The sequence below is a fragment of the Lysinibacillus capsici genome, assembly GCF_020217405.1.
GTDB lineage: Bacteria > Bacillota > Bacilli > Bacillales_A > Planococcaceae > Lysinibacillus > Lysinibacillus capsici.
In genome coordinates this window covers 3,900,462-3,919,844 of sequence record NZ_CP084108.1, presented here as the reverse complement: position 1 = coordinate 3,919,844, position 19,383 = coordinate 3,900,462, and the positions used below count along the sequence as shown (strand labels likewise).

The following is a 19,383-nucleotide window of genomic DNA, read 5'->3' as shown; positions in this document are numbered from 1 at the left end:
AGAATAGAGAGAGAAATTATAGGAATGGGGAAAAGTGATGGATACAGAGGGACTTTTTTCACGGAAAATTAAGTTTTGGAAAAGTTTAATTTTCAAAATGATACTAGCTATCGGCATAAGCTTATTTATTAGCTCCCATATTTCAGAATTTGTTAGTCGTCAATTCGAGAAGGTAGTGCATATGAATGGAAGTGCTGGGGTTGCCATTAATACATTTATTTCGTTATTTATTGGCACAGTAATTATTTCGTTATGTACAAGGTATATTGTCTTAAGACGTGTCAAGCGTGTGTTAAATGCTATGACCCAGGCTGCTGATGGCGATTTAACTGTTCGCATTGATGATCGATTAAAAGATGAAATTGGTCAATTATCGACTGAATTTAATCATATGCTAGAGCAAATTGGGACGGTCATTGAAAAGACGAATAAGGCATCGACAGATGTATCAACCTTTACAAAGGAATTTACAACGATTACCGAGCAAAGCAGTCAAACAGTTGAAACTATTTCTAGTGCCATTGGGGAAATTGCCTCCAGTGCAGAAGGACAATTAAGGCAAATGGATTTATTATCTGAATCGGCACATTTAATTACTAAGGATATGGATCATGCATCTTCTGCTGTACAGGAAGTGGCCTCAATAGCAAATGAAACGAACCAAAAGGCTGATTTAGGATTACAGCTAATTGAGCAAACGATTGAAAAAATGAATACCATTAATGAATCTGTTCATCAGTCAACCGCAGTTGTAAATGCTTTAGGCGAAAAATCGAAGGAAATCAGTACAATTGTAGCGCTGATTACAAGTATTACAGATCAAACAAACTTACTTGCATTGAATGCATCTATTGAAGCAGCTCGTGCAGGAGAGGCTGGAAAAGGCTTTGCAGTAGTGGCAGATGAAGTAAGAAAGCTAGCAGAGGAATCTGGAAAGGCTGCAGATAATATTCGAACATTGGTGGATGATATCTTAAACCAAACCTCCAGTGCTGTTTATGCTATTAATAGTGGGACGCAGTTTGTGGAGGAAGGCCGTGAATCTGTTGAACAGACAGGCGATACCTTTAAAAATATAGTCGTATATTTGCAACAGATAAGTCATCGTACAACGGAAGTAAAGGATATTGTCTTGCGTGTCAATGAGAAAGCAAGTCAAACAGATGAGGCTGTAAAAGAAGTCGTTGGCATAGCGAATGGCACATCTTCGGGCATACAGCATATTGCTTTATCTATCGAGCAACAAAGTGCTTCTAATGAGGAAATAGCAAGTGCTGCAAATTTTCTTCAAACAATGTCAAATGACCTACAAACTGAAATTAGCCAATTTAAAGTAAAATAGAGTAAAAAAGAGAAGCATCTGATGTATCAGGTGCTTCTCTTTTTGTTACACTAGACTCTAATTACTTAGATTCCTTGTCAGTATCTTCTGCTTTATCTTCGGAGTCCTCTTTTGGTGCATTTTCTTCAGCTTTTTTAGCTGCTTCTTCAGCTGCTTTTGCTTGTTCTTCACTTGTTGTTGTAAAGAATTTAAGCGGTTCTTTTAAATCTTTATCAGATGTTTTTACATCGGCATCTTTAGCCATTTTTGCAACGATATCTTTAAGAATCGTTTGAGCTTCACCAGTTTGGTTCAGTTTATTTAACATAGTTGAACGAATGTTTTCTTCTTCGTCTTTAAATGAACCAACACCTTTTACATCACGCTTGTCCGTAATTTCAATTACATGATAACCAAAGCTAGATTTTACTGGTTCACTTAATGTATTTAATTCAAGAGCATAAGCAGCATCGTTAAATTCGTCTACCATTGAACCTACAGAGAACCATCCAAGCTCTCCACCTTTTTGAGCAGAGCCAGTATCTGTTGAGTACTCTTTTGCAACGTCCTCAAACTTAGCGCCACCCTTAATTTTTTCAATTACTTCTTTTGCTGTTTTTTCATCTGCTACTAAAATATGACGACCATTTAATTCTTTTTTCATTTGCTCGTAGTATTTTTTCACATCTTCTTCTTTAATTGCTTGATCTTTCAAAGCTTTCTCTTGAAGAAGTTGAACACGTAAAGAATCTTTAAAGCCCTGTTCTGTTAAGCCACTTTCAGCAAGCGCTTGTGTAAAGCCATCACCAAATTGTGATGCAGTCGTGTCATACGCTTCTTTGATTTCTTTATCTGTTACTTCATATTTGTCAGCTAAAACTTTTTCAGTCACCATTTGCTGCATTACATATGAGCCTGTTAAAGCTTTTGCCTTTTCATTAAAATCAGCTACTGAAATATCGCCCACTTTAGAAGTAACGATTGCTTTGCTATCTCCGCCGCTACAAGCACCAAGCGCTAATACAGACGCAGCTAAAGTTAAAGATAAAACTGTCTTTTTCATAGTGGATATTCTCTCCTAACATGGTTTCGTCCATTTTTTACTATAACATAAACGTTTTAAAAACAAAATGGTTCCCCCTTGAGTATTGCCTATATTTCAAATTTTGAAGCGCATAGGATATAGAAAAGAAAGGGGGTGAAGTTATGGGCAACGGAGGATACGGTGGCGGTGGCTACGGCTCAGGCTTTGCTTTATTAGTTGTGTTATTTATTTTATTAATTATCGTTGGTGCAGCGTTCCTATACTAATTAATAAAACAGCGAAAAGCTAAGAGCATCAACTCTTAGCTTTTCTTAACAATGTTAGACATTCGCGCCGCATGCCTTAGGTTCTAAACAATTTATTTGGTTAGTAAAAGTTGTTGCATGGGGGGCTCGACTTATCTTCGAGCGTGCGGACGGGCGCGGATGGTGCAGCTGGTTTTTAAAAGGGCCTTTTCAAAAAAGCCCCAAAAAATTAGATTCCATTTCGCCGAGGCGTAATGGATTTTTCTGTTAAACTGCATATAAAATTTCAATGTAGAATGAGACAAGTAGGATAGTAATAAGTATATTTATAGTTCGGAATATTTTTGGTTGGTTTTCTTCGGGAATTTCACGTCGCATGCATAGAGCATATGTCATGCGGTTAATTTGAAATAAATAGAATACCGAGAATAGAACTACAATCATTAATAGCAAGTCTATTCCTCCCCTCTTTCAATAGTAATAGCATAACAAAGAACGTCAATAAAAAACAAGTACAAGCAATTTAGTGAACGGTCGGTGGAACTAAAATTTCATAGCCTTTAGGTGTTTCTTCTATTTGTGAATTTTTAGGTGAATTCAAGAGATACTTTACGTAAAGGATATCAATCAAGCATAGACTACAGTGATAGGCTAACAGCAATGTCCCATAATGGGTATAGGCTGGTAAAAGCCATGTTCCAACTATAATAATAGTATTTAGAACGATAAAAGGCGTAAGTAATGCTAAGATGTAACGATTTTTAGATAATGGCTCTCGAATTCGCATGTGTAAAACAGGAATTATATAAAACTGACTACGTAGACGTAATTTTAAATGTTGGCGTAAATCAAATAGGGCCACAAAATGCAAAAATTTGTGAATGGGATAAAGTGTTAGCACAGCTATCACAAAGAGCCAGAATAATCGATCTGTATAATGCTCTTCATTAAATAAATTAAACGTTACATAGGAAACAGAAAAGACCAATAAAAAAGTAATGACACCCATTATAATAATACGCGTAGTACCGTAATGATGTTCTAAATTTAAAATTTTCCAGCAATGCATGGTTTTTTATCAACTCCGAAATAGGAAGTGTCCTATTTAATGTAAATTGAATTATGTTAGAATGCAAGAAAAAGGAGGTACTTCAGAAATATTTCTGAAATACCTCCTTTCACATGACTCATTCCTGAATGAACAGTAGTATAACATTTTTGTTCAACTTATAAATAAGTGCAGGAACAATTATGTGCAGTTTGAAGCTTCGTCTTATCCTTTTACAGGTGTGCGTTCTTCTAGTGTGTCAAAGGAATCACGGAAATGTTGGAAAGAGCGTTCGAAAATATCGATGAAATCTTCACCATAGATATTACGAATAACAGCCATTACATCTAAAAAATCAGGAAAACGGCCATATAAATCTTTTAATGCTAATGATCCTTCCAGGACGGAATGATACGTATTATGGTAGTTTTTATTCATCTCTATAATGAGCTCTGTACCAGCTTCTGTAAGTTCAACATACGTATTACGTTTATCGTCATCACGTTTGGAAAACTTAAGAAAGCCACGTTCTTCTAATTTTTTGGAGAAATTAAATGCTGTAGAAACATGCATCACACCAAATTTCGCAACATCAGAAATGGAAGCGCCTTTTAAATGGTATGAAATCCATAAAATATGGTGTTCATTAATATTTAAATCATAAGGTTTAATCCATTGTTGCCAATCCTTTTCAACTGCTTTCCACAGCGCTTTTGATAACTGTGCGATTCTTTGACTATAAAGCATCGCTTCTTTTTGTGTATATAATTCCTCTGACAAAGCCATCACCTACTGCTTTCTTTCACATTTTTAAAAATATTATAGCAGTAAAGGAAAAAAGTTTAAAGTTAGAAAAATTAAAAAATTGGAAAGTGGCTAAAAAATGATATTATAGCAATATTTTTTAATAAAAAAATAGATTACCTAACCCTTTGTAAGGACTTTAGTCGCTAATTTTTTCTTGAGGTTTTTTCTTATTTTCTGTAATTTGTGCAATGTTTTTCTCGATTTCGCTTATCGAATTCTGTAAAGCATCTAATTCTTGTTGTAAATTATTTTTCGTTGGTTCGATTTCTTCAGTAAAAGTCGTAATTGTTTGCTTTAAATCATTTATTATTTGTGGGATATTATTTTTTACTTCATTTGTTAATGTATTAACAGATTGTTTAACAGTTCCTACTTGTTGTTTTACATCAAGGAGCATACCCTTTGTTTGGTCAACATTTTGTTTAACAGAAGCACGTAGCTGTTGTCCAGATTGTGGCGTTGAGAAAAGCACAGCGATTGTCCCACCGATAATTCCTGTAGCTAGTCCAAGTAAAAATGGTTTTGCTTTCATATTAGATACCTCATTTCTAGTCATGTTTATTTACTATTAAACCATGAAATGCACCAATACAAAAAGAAAAAAGAAACTAAACGAGTGATTTGACCGTCACAGTTTAGTTTCTTTTAATTATTTAAAGTGTTTATTTATGAAATTTGAGAAAGAGCTGTATTGAATTTAGAGCGCTTCACTAATTTTGAAACAATTGGATAAATAACGGCAAACGCAACAACGTTAAATACGACAGCTGGAAGGACAACGCCAATAAATAGCATCGCAAACGTCGCGCCAACATTTGCATTAAACACAAAAAGCGCTACTGCTAAGAAGACAGTTCCTGAAAGAATTGTTCCAAAGCCAACTAAGACAGCAGATACGGCGAAATGACCTGCCAGTTTTTTGAGAATGATTAAAGCAGCTAAAAATACAAAACCAGTAACAGCTTTATCAATAATATTTGGGACTAGACCTGCTGGGAATGTTGTAAATAAACCTGAAAGCACCCCTGTTGAAAGAGAAAGTAGGAACGTTTCTTTCACTGTTGGGAATAATAGAATACCAATAAACATCATGGTTAACATAAAATCAGGCTTCATCCCATTCACCATTCCTGGTGTAACCACATAAAGTGCAGCACCGACACCTACTAATAGTGCCATTAATACTAAATTCTTTGTATTCATTTGAATCTCTCCTCGACTAAGCTAATCTATTTGTCTCCTAACGTGTCCTCTTGACCGCTAGCGAAACTTATTTGTGATTGTACGCTAAATTTTAAAAATTTGCAATACAGTATTCTGAACATTCAGATGTTAATATATTACAAATGGCTTATATATTGGCTTTAATACTTTCTGCTACTTCTGCCAACTGCTCTGGAGAGTACTTTTGTGTTTGCCAAATTAAGCCTAGCCCTTCTTTTTCATCGTAACGCGGAATAAAATGTAAGTGGTAGTGGAAAACAGTTTGTCCAGCAGCAGCTCCATTGTTATTAATGGTATTCAAACCAATAGGCTGAAATGCTGCTTTAATAGCATTTGCAATTTTTGGCGCTACAGCATATAAATTACGCGCCACTTCCTCTGGCATTTCAAATAGATCTTGGCAGTGATATTTTGGAATTAATAGTGTATGGCCCTTTGCAACAGGTGAAATGTCTGTGAATGCATAGACATGATCGTCTTCGTAAATTTTTGTACTTGGAATGGAACCATCAATAATTTTGCAAAATAGGCAATCGCTCATAAGAATTTCCCCCTTAACGTATATGTAAGTACATTCTATCATACTCAAACCTGTATCATTTGCTAATTTTTGATAAAATATAATACAAGAAGAGGAGTGAGAATATGTCAGTATTAGAGGTACAGCATGTGACAGGTGGTTATACAAGAAAACCTGTTATTAAAGATCTATCTTTTACGATTGGAAAAGGTGAACTAGTTGGCTTAATTGGCTTAAATGGAGCTGGTAAAAGTACAACGATTAAACATATTATAGGAACAATGTTGCCAAAGGAAGGTGACATTCGTCTAAATGGTGTAACATTAAAGGAAGATACGGACAAGTATCGTACAGCTTTTTCTTATATTCCTGAAACCCCTGTATTGTACGATGAGCTAACATTAAGAGAGCATTTAGAATTAACAGCAATGGCTTACGGTATTGACAAAGCAACACTCGATGCTCGTTCTGAGGTACTGTTAAAAGAGTTTCGAATGGAGAAAAGATTAAATTGGTTCCCTTCACATTTTTCGAAGGGAATGCGTCAAAAAGTTATGATTATGTGTGCCTTTTTAGTGAATCCAAGTCTATATATTATTGATGAACCTTTTGTGGGATTGGATCCACTAGGTATTCAATCGTTATTAGACCAAATGGATGAAAAGAAAAGAGAAGGCGCTTCTATATTAATGTCTACACATATTCTATCGACAGCTGAAAAGCATTGTGATCGCATTATCTTATTGCATGAAGGAAGAGTTCGAGCACAAGGAACAATGGCTGATTTACGTCAATCATTTGCTATGCCGAATGCGACATTAGATGACCTCTATATTGCTATGACAAAGGAGCGGGACCATGAAGAACTTGCGTGATGTATGGTCCTCTCGCTTCATGCATTATATAGGAGAAGTACAAAAATATATGCAATTTATTTTTACAGGGCATATAGCCATCGTACTTGTATTTTTAATAGGAGCAGGGGGCTATCAATATAGCGAATGGCTGAAAGTTGTTCAAACAGATTTTCCAGCAGAAGTCCTAATAGCTGTTATCATAGGGATTTTATTGGCCTTTAGCCGTCCGACTACATTGTTGAGAGAGCCAGATCAAGTATACTTATTACCTTTAGAATCAAAAATGTCTTTGTACTTCAGCAAGGCGTTGGCTTGGACGTTTTGGTCTCAAGTGTGGATTGTAGCGATTGTCTATATTGTTAGTATCCCATTATTAAAGGCCGTGACTGAATTAACAACGATCGAAATATGGACAATATTTTTACTTACTATTGTGTTGAAATATCTAAGTGTTCGAGGAGAATTCAGCTATCGTTATAGTGAACGAGGGCAGATGGTTTGGGTAGATAGGCTTATCCGAGCTGTCATTTTTGCGGCTGCTGTTTATATGGGGCTCCATGCGCAGTTGTTATTAGCAGTAATCGCGACAGTTATTAGTGTTGTTTATATGATGGTCTTTAATAAAAAATCAGTTGGCGAACCAGTGCCGTATGAGCATTTTGTCAAGCTTGAACAGAATCGTATGATGAGCTTCTATCGTTTTGCAAATTATTTTACAGACGTACCTCATTTACACGGTAGCATTCGGCGTCGAAACTGGATGGACTGGCTCTATAAATTTGTACCATACGGTCAGGGAAATGCTCAAAAGTACCTGGTATTTCGTACCTTTATTCGGACAGATGACCATTTCTATTTATGGGTACGCCTTACTGCTATATCAGCAATCATAGCGGCATTTGTAGATATTCCTGTCGTTACATGGATTGTAGCGGGTGCACTCAGCTTTGCGACAACTATTCAGTTAAAACAAGCTCTGTTAGCCAGTGGCGAATTTCGAATGGACATGCTCTATCCGTTACCAGATCATGCTCGTCAACTAGCCGTGAAGCAAATTGTGCGTTTAGCCATGATTACACAAGCTATTGTTGTGGGCTTATGTGCTATGACACAACCAATGTTTTATATTGCCTTCATCATTGTTATGGTGATTAGTGAATTAACGTCGAAGGTTTCAAAGTAGAATAAAATACTAAAAAGCTCATTTACCAATGATATTGTTGGATAAATGAGCTTTTAATTATTTAAACTTATTGTTAATCTTCTTTCGGTAGAGCACTATAGGTTGTTACATAAGAAGCTGCTGAGAAGATGTTTTGCTGGCGTATCCCAGTTGAATCATCTCTTCTAGCATGGGCAGTTTCATAGGCTTTAGAACTCTTCCATGCCTCAAATGAATGGGGCCCATGCCATTGAGTCATGACAATGTAAGTATCACTCTTGATAGGCCTTAATAAACGGAAGGCAACAAAACCAGGCTCGTTTTCAATAGCGCGTGAACGTTCTAAAAAGCGATGCTCGAAAACTGGTCTTCCTTCATCTGTTACAGGAATATTATTGAAAACAAAGAAACCATGTTCCTCTAAATCATTTACTGAATCTAGCACTTCAAATTTACGGGGTGTCGCAAATACTGTTTTTCCTTCTGTTTCATGTATCAGTACAGAGTTACCTTCGCCATGAATTAAAATCATATGTTCATTAGGATACTTATTTTTTACCTGTTCCAAAAAATCGCCAGTACCAGAAGTTAAATAAATATGCATGAATTTATCCTCCTTATGAATCTTACTAATATAGCGTGATTATACCCTTTCTGGCGTAAGTCTAACGCTCCGTTCAAAAAGAATATGCCGAGAAAGAACAATTTTATGACATTTCACTAGGAAAACTATACAATAACAGAGGAAGCGTTTACTATTGGAAACGGATATCAATAATAAAGGAATAAACATGCGATTTTTTATAGTAATAATTTATTGAGGGGAAGGAACTATTCATGACAACTTTTAATGATACACTTCTACGTGCTGCATGTGGAGAAAGGATCGCTCATACACCAGTTTGGTATATGCGTCAGGCAGGACGTTCTCAGCCAGAATACCGTGCCATTAAAGAAAAGTATTCCTTAGAGGAAATTACACATCAACCTGAGCTATGTGCGTATGTCACTCGTCTACCTGTAGAAAATTACAATGTAGATGCTGCTATTTTATATAAAGATATTGTCACACCTCTCCCTGGAATTGGGATAGATGTGAAAATCAAGGCAGGTGTTGGTCCTGTTATTTCAAATCCTATTCGTTCAGTAGCGGATGTAGAAAAATTAGGTGAATTCAATGCTAAAGAGCATACACCATTTGTATTAGAGACAATCAAGTTACTTGCAGAAGAGCAATTAAATGTACCTCTAATCGGTTTTGCTGGAGCCCCATTCACACTTGCAAGCTACATGATTGAAGGTGGACCTTCAAGAAACTATAATAAAACAAAATCATTTATGGTATCAGAACCTCAAGCTTGGTTTGCTTTAATGGATAAACTTGCTGACATGATTATTGCAGATGTAACGGCTCAAATTAAAGCTGGTGCAAAAGCTATCCAAGTATTCGACTCATGGGTTGGAGCCCTAAATGTAGAGGATTACCGAGTATTTATTAAACCGATTATGACTCGTATTTTTGCAGAGTTGCAAAAAGAAGATGTACCATTAATTCAATTTGGAGTGGGTGCTAGCCATTTAGTAAAAGAATGGAATGATTTACCAATTGATGTGGTGGGCTTAGATTGGCGTTTACCGATTAAAGACGCACGTGCCAATGGTATTACCAAGCCTGTACAAGGAAACTTAGATCCATCTCTATTACTTGCAGATTGGTCAGTTATTGAAAAACGAACGAAAGATATTATTGATCAAGGTCTAGAAATGCCAGGTCATATCTTTAATCTTGGTCATGGTGTTTTCCCAGAGGTTGACCCAGATGTCTTAAAACGTCTTACAACGCTTATTCATGAATATAGTGCTCAACAAATTCAAGCTCGTTCTTAATGGAAGACAATCAGGCGTAAATAATATGACCTTTTCTATATAGGAAATTTTAATTTCAATGTAGAAAAGGGGCTGTCCAACAAGCCAGATTGGGCAGCTTCTTTTTATCACATAATGTATGAAAACATAAAACAATTTTAGAGGTGAAAAGGGTAATGAAAGAAGTTAAAGGCTTATTAGTAATGGCATACGGCACACCTTATAAAGAAGAAGATATTGAACCTTACTATACGCATATTCGTCATGGACGTAAACCTTCTGCAGAGCATTTAGAAGATTTACGTAGCCGCTATGAAGCAATCGGTGGTTTATCCCCATTAGCTGCGGCAACACAAGCACAAGCTGAAGCATTATGTACACGTTTGAACGAAGTACAGGATGCTGTCGAATATAAATTGTTTATTGGTTTAAAACATATTCAGCCATTTATAGAAGATGCAGTAGAGCAAATGGTGGCGGAGGGCATAAAAGAAGCGGTTTCTATTGTTTTAGCTCCTCATTTTTCTACTTTCTCAATTAAGTCTTATAATGGTCGTGCTGAAGAGGCTGCAGGAGGTCGCTTAAAGATAACTTCTGTGGAATCTTGGTATGACGAGCCAAAATTTATAGAGTACTGGAAACAACAAGTGAATGAGACATTCAATGCAATGACAGAAGAAGAACGTGAGACAGCTTGTCTAATTGTATCTGCACATTCATTGCCTGAAAAAATTAAAAACTTAGGTGATCCATATGAAGATCAACTAATTGAAACAGCTCGCCTTATTCAAGCTGCGACTGGTTTAAAAAATGTAGAGGTTGGCTGGCAATCAGCAGGCCAAACCCCAGAGCCTTGGATTGGTCCAGATGTTCAAGACTTAACACGTGAGCTATTCGAAGAAAAAGGCTTCCGTTCATTTGTCTATACACCAGTAGGTTTCGTAACTGAGCATTTAGAAGTGTTGTATGACAACGATTATGAATGTAAAGTTGTTTGTGATGAACTTGGTGCAAAATACTATCGTCCAGCGATGCCAAATACACATCCTTTATTTATTGATGCTATGGTAGAGGCGATTCATAAAAAATTAAGCTAAGCGAAAAGAAAGTGATGATGTTGGTGACTCAGAAAAGACGAAAGGTAGTTGTCATAGGCGGTGGCATTACAGGCCTTACAGCTGCATTCTATATGCAAAAAGAAGCAAGCGCAAAAGAATTGCCATTAGATATCGTACTTGTCGAGTCGTCATTACGTCTTGGCGGAAAAATTCAAACTCTAAGAAAAGATGGATTCATTATTGAGCGTGGGCCAGAATCTTTTTTTGATCGTGAAAACTATGTCAATGCTTTAGCGAAGGATCTCGGGATCGAACAGAAACTATTAACAAGTAATGCGGGCCCAAACTATGTTGCTGTTGGTAGTCAGTTATATCCAATACCTAGTCATCTCCTATCTGGAGAGACACCACATATCTCTTCATTCATAACTTCAGGCTTGTTCTCACTTAGTGGTAAAGTTCGTGCGGCGGGGGACTTTTTCATTCCTCGTTCTACACAGGATGACGATCAACCATTAGGCGCTTTTTTTAGAAGAAGATTTGGTGCAGAAATTGTGGAAAATCTAGTAGAGCCCCTACTAGCGGGTACATTTGCAGGGGATATTGAGCAGTTAAGTATGAGTTCAACCTTCCCACAGCTTTATAGTTTAGAACAACAATATCGTAGTTTGCTGATTGGTATGAAGAAGTCAGGCACGAATTTCTTAAGCAATCATCACATAGCTGAAAATAAAGGTATCTTTCAAACCTTTAGCAATGGCCTTGAAACACTCATCGAAAGTATTGAAGGATCCCTACTTCCAGGGACAGTGATGAAGGGTGTCAAAGTAGAGGAAATAGAGCATGGCAAGGATGGTTCAGTTCAGGTGATGCTCAATAATTTTTCGCATATTAAAGCAGATGCTGTTATTATTGCTACCCCTTTTAATATGGCTGAAAAAATGTTTAGTAAGTTAAGTCTATTACATGAATTGGGCACTATGAAGGCTGCAACTATTGCAACCGTTACAATGGCCTTTAAAAAGGAACAACTCGGTGATTTAGATGCACTTTCTTTTTATGTCTCTCGAAATAGTGATTTTTCAATTACTTCTTGCACTTGGATGAATCGAAAGTGGCCAGGTACTTCACCAGAGGATTATGTATTATTACGTAGTTATATTGGTCGAGTGGGCGACGAAGCAATTGTGGCGTTATCGGATACAGAGATCGAAAAAACCGTGCTACAGGATTTACAGAAAACGATTGGTATCGATGGCGCACCGATCACAACTGTTGTAACACGTTGGAAAAATGCGATGCCACAATATACAGTTGGGCACGAGGCGAAAGTCCTTCGTATCAAGCAAGAATTACAAGAACATTTTCCAACTGTAAAGCTTGCAGGAAGCTCGTTTGAAGGAATATCGATTCCAGAATGTGTACAGCAAGGTAAAAAGGTTGCGAATGAAGTATTAATGGAAATGTTCAAGTAATGCAAATCAGATAGTACAAACATTTATTATCAATGTTTGTACTATTTTTTATTGTTACATGAAAAAGAAATAGCAAACCACTATTATTTGGTTTGCTATTTTACTAAGAACTGTATTGCTTATTAAAGTACTAACTCTAAGAAATTCGATGACATGACCAAACAATACCACCAGAGTTAGCGCCGCCGAGTGTAAGAGAAACAGTCAATCCATTGGCTTCATAGAACAAATCGATCGTATCTCCAGCATTTAAATTCACTTCTCCTGCTAAAGTGATTGTGCCATTTCCAAGAACTGCGCGTAAAGTTAATACAAGTGCCACATTGACGTTTAGTACAGGGAACAAGCCACTAATTAAATTTGTAGTAGCATTTTGTCTAATTGCAAATGAAGGGTTTATTCCCGCTCCTAAAGTAACGCTAATAGCCGCAGTAGTGGAGTAGTTAATGGTTGCTTCAAAGGAATACCTACCTGTAGTTGGTACAGTGAATATACCAGTTGTTGGATTGAAAGCAGGTGTTGTAAAGTATGGTGAAGCAACACTCCAGTTAGTGATTGAAGTAGATCCACTAACCGCCAACGTGTTTTTAAAGGCAGAGAATCCTTCAGTAAACGCAGGCCCAGTAGCACCCGTAGTGCCAGTTATACCAGTAGGTCCGATTGCCCCAGTAGCGCCAGTAGCGCCAGTTACTCCAGTAGCGCCGGTAGGTCCGATTGCACCAGTCACGCCAGTAACGCCGGTAACCCCAGTAACCCCGGTAGTGCCAGTAGCGCCAGTAACGCCCGTAGAACCAGCAACACCGGTAGCCCCAGTTACTCCAGTAGCGCCAGTAGGTCCGATTGCACCAGTAACCCCAGTAGTGCCAATAGCGCCGGTTACTCCAGTAGCGCCGGTTACTCCAGTAACCCCAGTTACTCCAGTAGGTCCGATTGCCCCAGTAACGCCAGTAGCACCGGTAGCCCCAGTAACGCCAGTAGCCCCAGTAGCCCCAGTAACCCCAGTAACCCCAGTAACCCCAGTAGTACCAGTAGGTCCGATTGCGCCAGTAACGCCAGTAGCACCGGTAGTCCCAGTAACCCCAGTAACCCCAGTAACCCCAGTTACTCCAGTAGGTCCGATTGCGCCGGTAGCGCCAGTAACGCCAGTAGTGCCAGTAGCGCCGGTTACTCCAGTAGCGCCGGTAGCCCCAGTAGCGCCGGTAGCCCCAGTAACCCCAGTTACTCCAGTAGGTCCGATTGCCCCAGTAAAGCCGGTAGCCCCAGTAAAGCCGGTAGCCCCAGTAACGCCAGTAACGCCAGTAGTGCCAGTAGCCCCAGTTACACCAGCAACGCCAGTAGCCCCGGTCACACCAGTAACGCCAGTCACGCCAGTAGCGCCAGTCACGCCAGTAGCACCGATAGCCCCAGTAACCCCAGTAGTGCCAGTAGCGCCGGTAGCCCCAGTAACCCCAGTAGAGCCAGTAGGTCCGATTGCGCCAGTAGCCCCGGTTACACCCGTAGAACCAGTCACGCCAGTAGCGCCAGTCATACCGGTACTACCAGTAGGTCCAGTTATTCCCCCAGTAGGTCCAGTAGGTTTTACTGGCCAAATTGGACAACTTGGAATAGGACCAGTTTTACAACAACAGGGAAATGAATGACACTTACTGCAGACTCTATCTATAAAATTTCCAAAATGCATAATCTCACCTCCTCTCTCAAATATCGTATTCTGAGGAAGGAGAGGAGAGGTAGACACATAACTATTAATTCCTTGTAAATAGAGAGTTATTTATAGATTCGTTGCAACTGTATTTAAGATAATTGGATGTTTATCCTGTGAATATGAGTGAAACTTTTTCGATGGTGATTGATATTTATTTAAGAGTCATTTTGTTTGATTGTTAAAATACGCTTGAAATATTCTTTATTGTGTAGAATTTTGGGGTCATTCGGCATAAACGAGCCTGCTAATTCATTATGGGCATTGGCTAGTTCATATTGTTGTAAGCGATCGTAAAGAACACAGAGCTGCAAGTGGGGTAGCCATGTAGAAAAGCTTTTGTTTTGAAAGGGGGCATTTGGCTTCTGTTTAATAACCAGAGCTTGCTCATACCAAAATATAGCTTCGTAAATTCTGGATTGTTCCATAAAGTGATAACCTAGGCGACAACAGGCTTCTGGGCGGGGGATATCGTATTCAAAGCTTCGTATAATAGCACTGAAATTGTTTTCTTTATCGTTTAAATGAGAATAGCAATCTGCTAATTTTAAGCAGGCACGAATGTTATCTTCAATCCATCCTAATTTGGACGTTAAAAATAATTCATAATAATAAATAGCTTCCTCAAACAGGCCATGATCTACTAATTCATTAGCAAAATAAAATGTATCACGTGGTGATAGTGTTTCTCCCGTTTCAATCAGTTGTCTATAAATTGTAATATTGCGGGAGTGATCATGGGTTAACGGTAAATGGCTAACAGCAACATCACTATCAAACAACATACCACTCACTTCTAAATATTCATGAACTGCACCAATCCATTGAAACTGCTTTTCCCTTCTGACAAGGCGATATCTTCTTATTAATGCATCTGCGTTTCCCTCATGATCGAAACTTAAATGATAATTCATAGAAACAGCATCAATGTCGGAAGTAAGAGATGCTTTGAGTGCCTTTAATTTTTGGCGGTCTTCCTCTAAAAAAACATCGTCAGCATCAAGCCAGAGGATATATTCTTTTGTTGCTTGTTGAAAGGAAAAGTTTCGTGCTGCTGCAAAGTGATGTATCCATGTAAAATCAAAAATTCGGTCTGTATATTGTGCAACTACTCGCTTTGTACTATCTGTTGATCCCGTATCAACAATATTAATTTCATCTACTATATCTTTGACAGACTCAAGACATCGACCAATAACATCTTCTTCATTTTTTACAATCATACATAAGCTAATGGATATCATACTCTATTCCTCCTTACCATTATCTTTGTAATATATGTAAGGACGGAATTATTGGTTGGATGATTGAACTGTTAGAAGAATTGCGAGTTAGATATGTGAAATGTATTTTCATGGTTTGTCATAAATTTACCTTCCAAGTTTCACCCGAATTTCACAATTGTGAAGTATAGTAAAGGGGCAGAGGTGATAAAGTTGAAAAAATGGGCATTCTTCATTTTTTCGTTACTACAAATTATATGGTTAGCGGGTTGCGCTGAAAAGTCATATGAACCCATTGAAAGGGAACGAAGTTTTATAGCTTCATTAAACATACAAGAGCCATCATTAGATTTTATTGATGAGGATGGGAATATGCTTGCGACATGGTTATTTGATAAGGCTTATTCAGGGGCCATACTATTAGGAGATGACCAAGTTTTATTATATGGACACCAATTAAATAACATCGATGTCTATACAATATCCACCGGAGAAAAGCTCTATTCAAAAAAAGTAGAGATTGGTACGACCAATGTATACTACGATGACAACATCAAGCAATTTTTTATCACGAATAGTAAAACCAATACAGTGACAAGCTTTGATCAAGAAGGCAATCAGCTAGCTTCACAACAACTTGGCAATTATCCAATGTCAATGACATCGTATAGGGATAAACTATATGTAATTAATTTTAAAGATACAAAGTTATCTGTGTTAAATATAAAGGATTTAACGATTGAGCAAGAGTGGCCAATTCAAAAATCTGCCCATGGAATAGCTGTTCTAGAAGAAACACATGAGCTATGGGTAGGCGGTCATGGGGAAGGAAGTAAGCCAAATAGTTCTGTTAAAAAATATGATTTGACTACAGGTCAACTGCATGGCGAGATTGACATGCCTTTGATGCCAGTAGGATTAAAAAAGACCAAAGATGCCGTTCTTGTGGTAAGTCATGGTCACAACGAGTTATATGTGGCTGACTTTGATGGCCATATTAAATGGCAGCAAGAGGTTGGGGCAAATCCCTTTGTAGTGGATCAATTTAAAGATTATATTGTTGTCGCTGGCTATGATGATCACACATTGTATTTTATAAAAGATGGCCAGAAGGAAAAAACAGTTGATGTAGGGAAAGGTGCTTTTCAGCTGTTAGTAAGGGAGGAACAATGATGACAACTGTATTAATAGTTGATGATGAGCAGGATATGCGTAATTTAATTGAAATGATGCTCAATAACTCTGATATAGAGACATTTACTGCCGCTAGTGGAACTGAGGCTTACGACGTAATAGTGCGTGAAAATATAGATTTAGTATTACTTGATGTAATGATGCCACATGAGGATGGTTTTGTTGTTTGTCAAAGTATTCGGGCTATGTCCAATGTGCCGATTATTTTTTTAACTGCACGTGATGCGAATGAGGATAAAGTGAAAGGTCTTACACTTGGCGGAGATGATTATATTGTTAAGCCTTTTACACATGATGAACTCGTAGCCAGAATTTATGCTGTATTAAGACGGAGTGGTGCAAATATTACAGAACTGCAGCAAAAGTACGTAATTTTTGGCTCTATTAAAATAGATGAAATAGCACGAAAAGTATCTGTTGATGGAAAGAGCATTCCACTTACTTTAAAGGAATTTGAACTCTTACACTTATTTATGAAAAATCCAGGAAATGCCTATTCGAGAGAGCAATTATTAGAACGTATTTGGGATATTGATTATGTAGGTGGGACACGCACGGTAGATACACATATTAAAACTTTACGAATAAAGCTTGGAAAGGATGCGGCTTCGCATATTCAAACCGTTTGGGGTGTGGGCTACCGCTTTGATCCTGGCGAATGAAAAAAATTGCCACGCGCATTTGGTTGTTAATTTTTGCTTTTTTAATTATTACCGTCGTCTTTATGTATGTTCTCACAAATTTTTTATATCAACGTTTATATGTACAAGATACAGAAGATACAATGGTCGAAGTTGGTTTGAAGCTACAAACAATGTATGACAATGGTAAGGTAACGGATGAATTTATTGCAGATATTGAAGAATTTAATGATTATTCCAATTTGAATATATTTGCGGTAAGGAATCCTCGGGAATTAAGTGCCTGTGTTCCATTTGATATCGATTATGAGACATTGATTGGTCCTGAGGAAAGACAAAAATTATTAGCAGGAAAATATGTGCAAAAAATTGGGTACGAGCCTCGTTTTGATCGACAACTTATTTCGGTGGTTGTACCACTTGTTGATCAAAACCGATTAGAAGGTATTATTTATATTTATTTCCCACTTGCCAAAATTAGTGAATTGGCAAATAGTGGCGTTATTTTATTATTTATTAGTGCCTTCATATTTTTAGTAGTTGTTAGCTATTTAATTTATAAAGGTATTCGACATATTATGCGACCGTTAAACGATTTACAGCTTGCAGTAGAGCAGATGTCCTATGGGAATTATGACACTCGTGTACCTGTCAATTCACGAGATGAAATCGGTAAATTATCTAGTACCTTTAATAAGATGGCAGAGGCAATTCAGCAAGAGGATGAAGCACAAAAAACATTCTTGGCAACAGTCTCGCATGAATTACGAACACCCATTAGCTATGTAAAGGGCTATAGCGAAGCCATGCAAAATGGCATCATCACAGAAGGTCAAAAAGAAGAAACCATCCAGCTAATCGTCCGTGAGGCCAATCGCATGGAACGCTTAACAAACGAATTACTTCAACTGGCAAGAACAGAAAATGAACAAACTGAAATCGATTTATATCCAATTCCGTTAGGTGAAACATTACGAGAGGTTCAAAAAATCTTAACGCATCAAGCAAATAAAAAGAACATAACTTTATATTTAGATGTAGATGATGCTCTAATTATTGAAGCGGATGAGGTAAAATTAAAACAAATTTTTATTAACATTATTGAAAATGCGATTAATTACTCGCATGAAAATTCTAAGGTAGAAATTGTTGCTGCTGAAAAGGCTGGTAGTGCACAAATTACCATTAGGGATTATGGAATTGGTATTCCTGCCGAGGATTTAACCCATGTCACTGAACGATTTTATCGTGTTAACAAAGCTCGAAGTCGTGCGGACGGTGGTAGCGGACTAGGTTTATCGATTGTTGAACAGTTATTAAAACAGTTACAGGGAACGTTGGAAATTGAAAGTGTTGTTGAAAAAGGCACATCCGTGAAGATACGGTTGCCATTAATGGAGGATTAAAAGATGAAAAAGTGGTTATTTGCGCTAATAGCAGTCCCTACATTATTAGTAGGATGTGGAGAAAAAAAAGAGGCATTGCCAGAACCAGAAGTACCACAGATCCCAGAAGTTGAAATTTTAACACCAAAAGAAGTAGCACTCAATGAAACGATTGAGCTGGCAGCACATGTTGAACAAGGTGGAAAAAATGTCGATGATGCTGTAGTAGAATTTGAAGTTTGGGAATCAGGAAAACGTGATGAAGGTCAAATGATTGATGGGAAATTAGAGCAAGACGGTGTATATAAAGCAACGACTACTTTTGATCATGATGGTGTGTATTATATGTATGCACATACAACAGCTAACGGTGTTCATAATATGCCAAAGCAACAAATTATTGCTGGTAGCCCTGATATGACAAAGGTTGTCCCAGAGGATGAAAAAGCCAATAACAGCATGGATAATAACATGATGGATCATAATAATGACACTTCAGATGATATGGATCATGAGGAAGAGAAAAAAGATGAAAAAAATCATCATTAAAGGCTTGCAATTTTTTTGAAATAGGAATATGATAATGACCAGATGACCGAAATGGTTTTCT

General features: G+C 37.6%; 21 protein-coding genes. 11 read left to right on the top strand and 10 right to left on the bottom strand.

Features of this window, described 5'->3' with window-relative positions; all coding sequences use genetic code 11:
* The first annotated feature begins 37 nt into the window (after positions 1-37).
* Positions 38-1,342: a methyl-accepting chemotaxis protein gene (locus tag LCP48_RS19410; protein ID WP_004230769.1), complete on the top strand. Its 1,305-nt coding sequence runs from the start codon at positions 38-40 to the stop codon at positions 1,340-1,342.
* 61 nt (positions 1,343-1,403) lie between these two features.
* Here the strand turns inward: LCP48_RS19410 and LCP48_RS19405 are convergent, their stop codons facing one another.
* A complete protein-coding gene (locus LCP48_RS19405; RefSeq protein ID WP_009373450.1) occupies positions 1,404-2,384 on the bottom strand; it encodes a peptidylprolyl isomerase in 981 nt (326 codons plus the stop codon).
* 143 nt (positions 2,385-2,527) lie between these two features.
* Between LCP48_RS19405 and LCP48_RS19400 the strand changes: the two genes are divergently transcribed.
* Positions 2,528-2,632, top strand: a complete 105-nt coding sequence (locus tag LCP48_RS19400) for a YjcZ family sporulation protein (RefSeq protein WP_004230765.1) — start codon at positions 2,528-2,530, stop codon at positions 2,630-2,632.
* 246 nt (positions 2,633-2,878) lie between these two features.
* Here LCP48_RS19400 and LCP48_RS23575 read toward each other — a convergent pair whose 3' ends face one another.
* The 6 genes from LCP48_RS23575 to LCP48_RS19370 all read right to left on the bottom strand — a co-directional run bounded on the left by LCP48_RS23575 (position 2,879) and on the right by LCP48_RS19370 (position 6,231).
* Positions 2,879-3,064, bottom strand: coding sequence for a hypothetical protein (locus LCP48_RS23575; RefSeq protein WP_008173337.1), 186 nt, complete (start codon positions 3,062-3,064; stop codon positions 2,879-2,881).
* 70 nt (positions 3,065-3,134) lie between these two features.
* Positions 3,135-3,680: a DUF3267 domain-containing protein gene (locus LCP48_RS19390; RefSeq protein WP_009373452.1), complete on the bottom strand. Its 546-nt coding sequence runs from the start codon at positions 3,678-3,680 to the stop codon at positions 3,135-3,137.
* 204 nt (positions 3,681-3,884) lie between these two features.
* The gene (locus LCP48_RS19385; protein ID WP_004230760.1) at positions 3,885-4,445 is read right to left on the bottom strand and encodes an HTH-type transcriptional regulator Hpr; all 561 of its coding nucleotides are present in this window, start codon (positions 4,443-4,445) and stop codon (positions 3,885-3,887) included.
* A gap of 157 nt (positions 4,446-4,602) precedes the next feature.
* On the bottom strand, positions 4,603-4,998 hold the full coding sequence (locus LCP48_RS19380; protein ID WP_004230758.1) for a YtxH domain-containing protein: 396 nt from the start codon (positions 4,996-4,998) through the stop codon (positions 4,603-4,605).
* Positions 4,999-5,132: 134 nt separating this feature from the next.
* Positions 5,133-5,669: a tryptophan transporter gene (locus LCP48_RS19375; protein ID WP_216486009.1), complete on the bottom strand. Its 537-nt coding sequence runs from the start codon at positions 5,667-5,669 to the stop codon at positions 5,133-5,135.
* Between the two features lie 148 nt (positions 5,670-5,817).
* The gene (locus LCP48_RS19370) at positions 5,818-6,231 is read right to left on the bottom strand and encodes an HIT family protein (protein WP_004230755.1); all 414 of its coding nucleotides are present in this window, start codon (positions 6,229-6,231) and stop codon (positions 5,818-5,820) included.
* Between the two features lie 104 nt (positions 6,232-6,335).
* Between LCP48_RS19370 and LCP48_RS19365 the strand changes: the two genes are divergently transcribed.
* Both LCP48_RS19365 and LCP48_RS19360 read left to right on the top strand, forming a co-directional pair.
* Positions 6,336-7,085: an ABC transporter ATP-binding protein gene (locus tag LCP48_RS19365; RefSeq protein ID WP_004230754.1), complete on the top strand. Its 750-nt coding sequence runs from the start codon at positions 6,336-6,338 to the stop codon at positions 7,083-7,085.
* Positions 7,069-8,250, top strand: coding sequence for an ABC transporter permease (locus tag LCP48_RS19360; protein ID WP_004230753.1), 1,182 nt, complete (start codon positions 7,069-7,071; stop codon positions 8,248-8,250). Before LCP48_RS19365 ends, LCP48_RS19360 begins: the two co-directional genes overlap by 17 nt.
* A 73-nt stretch (positions 8,251-8,323) precedes the next feature.
* On the opposite strand, the gene LCP48_RS19355 is transcribed toward LCP48_RS19360, so the two are convergent.
* Complete coding sequence (locus LCP48_RS19355) at positions 8,324-8,833, bottom strand: antibiotic biosynthesis monooxygenase family protein (RefSeq protein WP_004230752.1); 510 nt, start codon at positions 8,831-8,833, stop codon at positions 8,324-8,326.
* A gap of 233 nt (positions 8,834-9,066) precedes the next feature.
* On the opposite strand from LCP48_RS19355, the gene hemE reads away from it, so the two are divergent.
* The 3 genes from hemE (at position 9,067) to hemY (ending at position 12,628) form a co-directional block, all read left to right on the top strand.
* Positions 9,067-10,116, top strand: a complete 1,050-nt coding sequence (gene hemE / locus LCP48_RS19350; RefSeq protein ID WP_225340463.1) for a uroporphyrinogen decarboxylase — start codon at positions 9,067-9,069, stop codon at positions 10,114-10,116.
* Positions 10,117-10,271: 155 nt separating this feature from the next.
* Positions 10,272-11,192 (top strand): ferrochelatase, encoded by a 921-nt coding sequence (gene hemH, locus LCP48_RS19345; RefSeq protein WP_004230749.1) that lies wholly within the window; start codon positions 10,272-10,274, stop codon positions 11,190-11,192.
* A gap of 14 nt (positions 11,193-11,206) precedes the next feature.
* Entirely contained in the window at positions 11,207-12,628 is a 1,422-nt protein-coding gene (gene hemY / locus LCP48_RS19340) for a protoporphyrinogen oxidase (protein ID WP_009373464.1), read from the top strand.
* 136 nt (positions 12,629-12,764) lie between these two features.
* On the opposite strand, the gene LCP48_RS23440 is transcribed toward hemY, so the two are convergent.
* Positions 12,765-14,309 (bottom strand): hypothetical protein, encoded by a 1,545-nt coding sequence (locus LCP48_RS23440; protein WP_318528156.1) that lies wholly within the window; start codon positions 14,307-14,309, stop codon positions 12,765-12,767.
* Positions 14,310-14,488: 179 nt separating this feature from the next.
* Positions 14,489-15,574, bottom strand: coding sequence for a glycosyltransferase family 2 protein (locus tag LCP48_RS19330; RefSeq protein ID WP_004230446.1), 1,086 nt, complete (start codon positions 15,572-15,574; stop codon positions 14,489-14,491).
* A gap of 183 nt (positions 15,575-15,757) precedes the next feature.
* Between LCP48_RS19330 and LCP48_RS19325 the strand changes: the two genes are divergently transcribed.
* From LCP48_RS19325 to LCP48_RS19310, 4 genes are read left to right on the top strand one after another with little or no spacing between them, the layout of a single operon-like run.
* Positions 15,758-16,726, top strand: a complete 969-nt coding sequence (locus tag LCP48_RS19325) for a YncE family protein (protein WP_225340462.1) — start codon at positions 15,758-15,760, stop codon at positions 16,724-16,726.
* Positions 16,726-17,409: a response regulator transcription factor gene (locus LCP48_RS19320; protein ID WP_004230448.1), complete on the top strand. Its 684-nt coding sequence runs from the start codon at positions 16,726-16,728 to the stop codon at positions 17,407-17,409. The genes LCP48_RS19325 and LCP48_RS19320 overlap by 1 nt, the downstream gene beginning before the upstream one ends.
* The gene (locus tag LCP48_RS19315) at positions 17,406-18,794 is read left to right on the top strand and encodes a sensor histidine kinase (RefSeq protein WP_004230449.1); all 1,389 of its coding nucleotides are present in this window, start codon (positions 17,406-17,408) and stop codon (positions 18,792-18,794) included. Before LCP48_RS19320 ends, LCP48_RS19315 begins: the two co-directional genes overlap by 4 nt.
* A 3-nt stretch (positions 18,795-18,797) precedes the next feature.
* A complete protein-coding gene (locus LCP48_RS19310; RefSeq protein ID WP_004230451.1) occupies positions 18,798-19,322 on the top strand; it encodes a FixH family protein in 525 nt (174 codons plus the stop codon).
* The last annotated feature ends 61 nt before the right edge of the window (positions 19,323-19,383 follow it).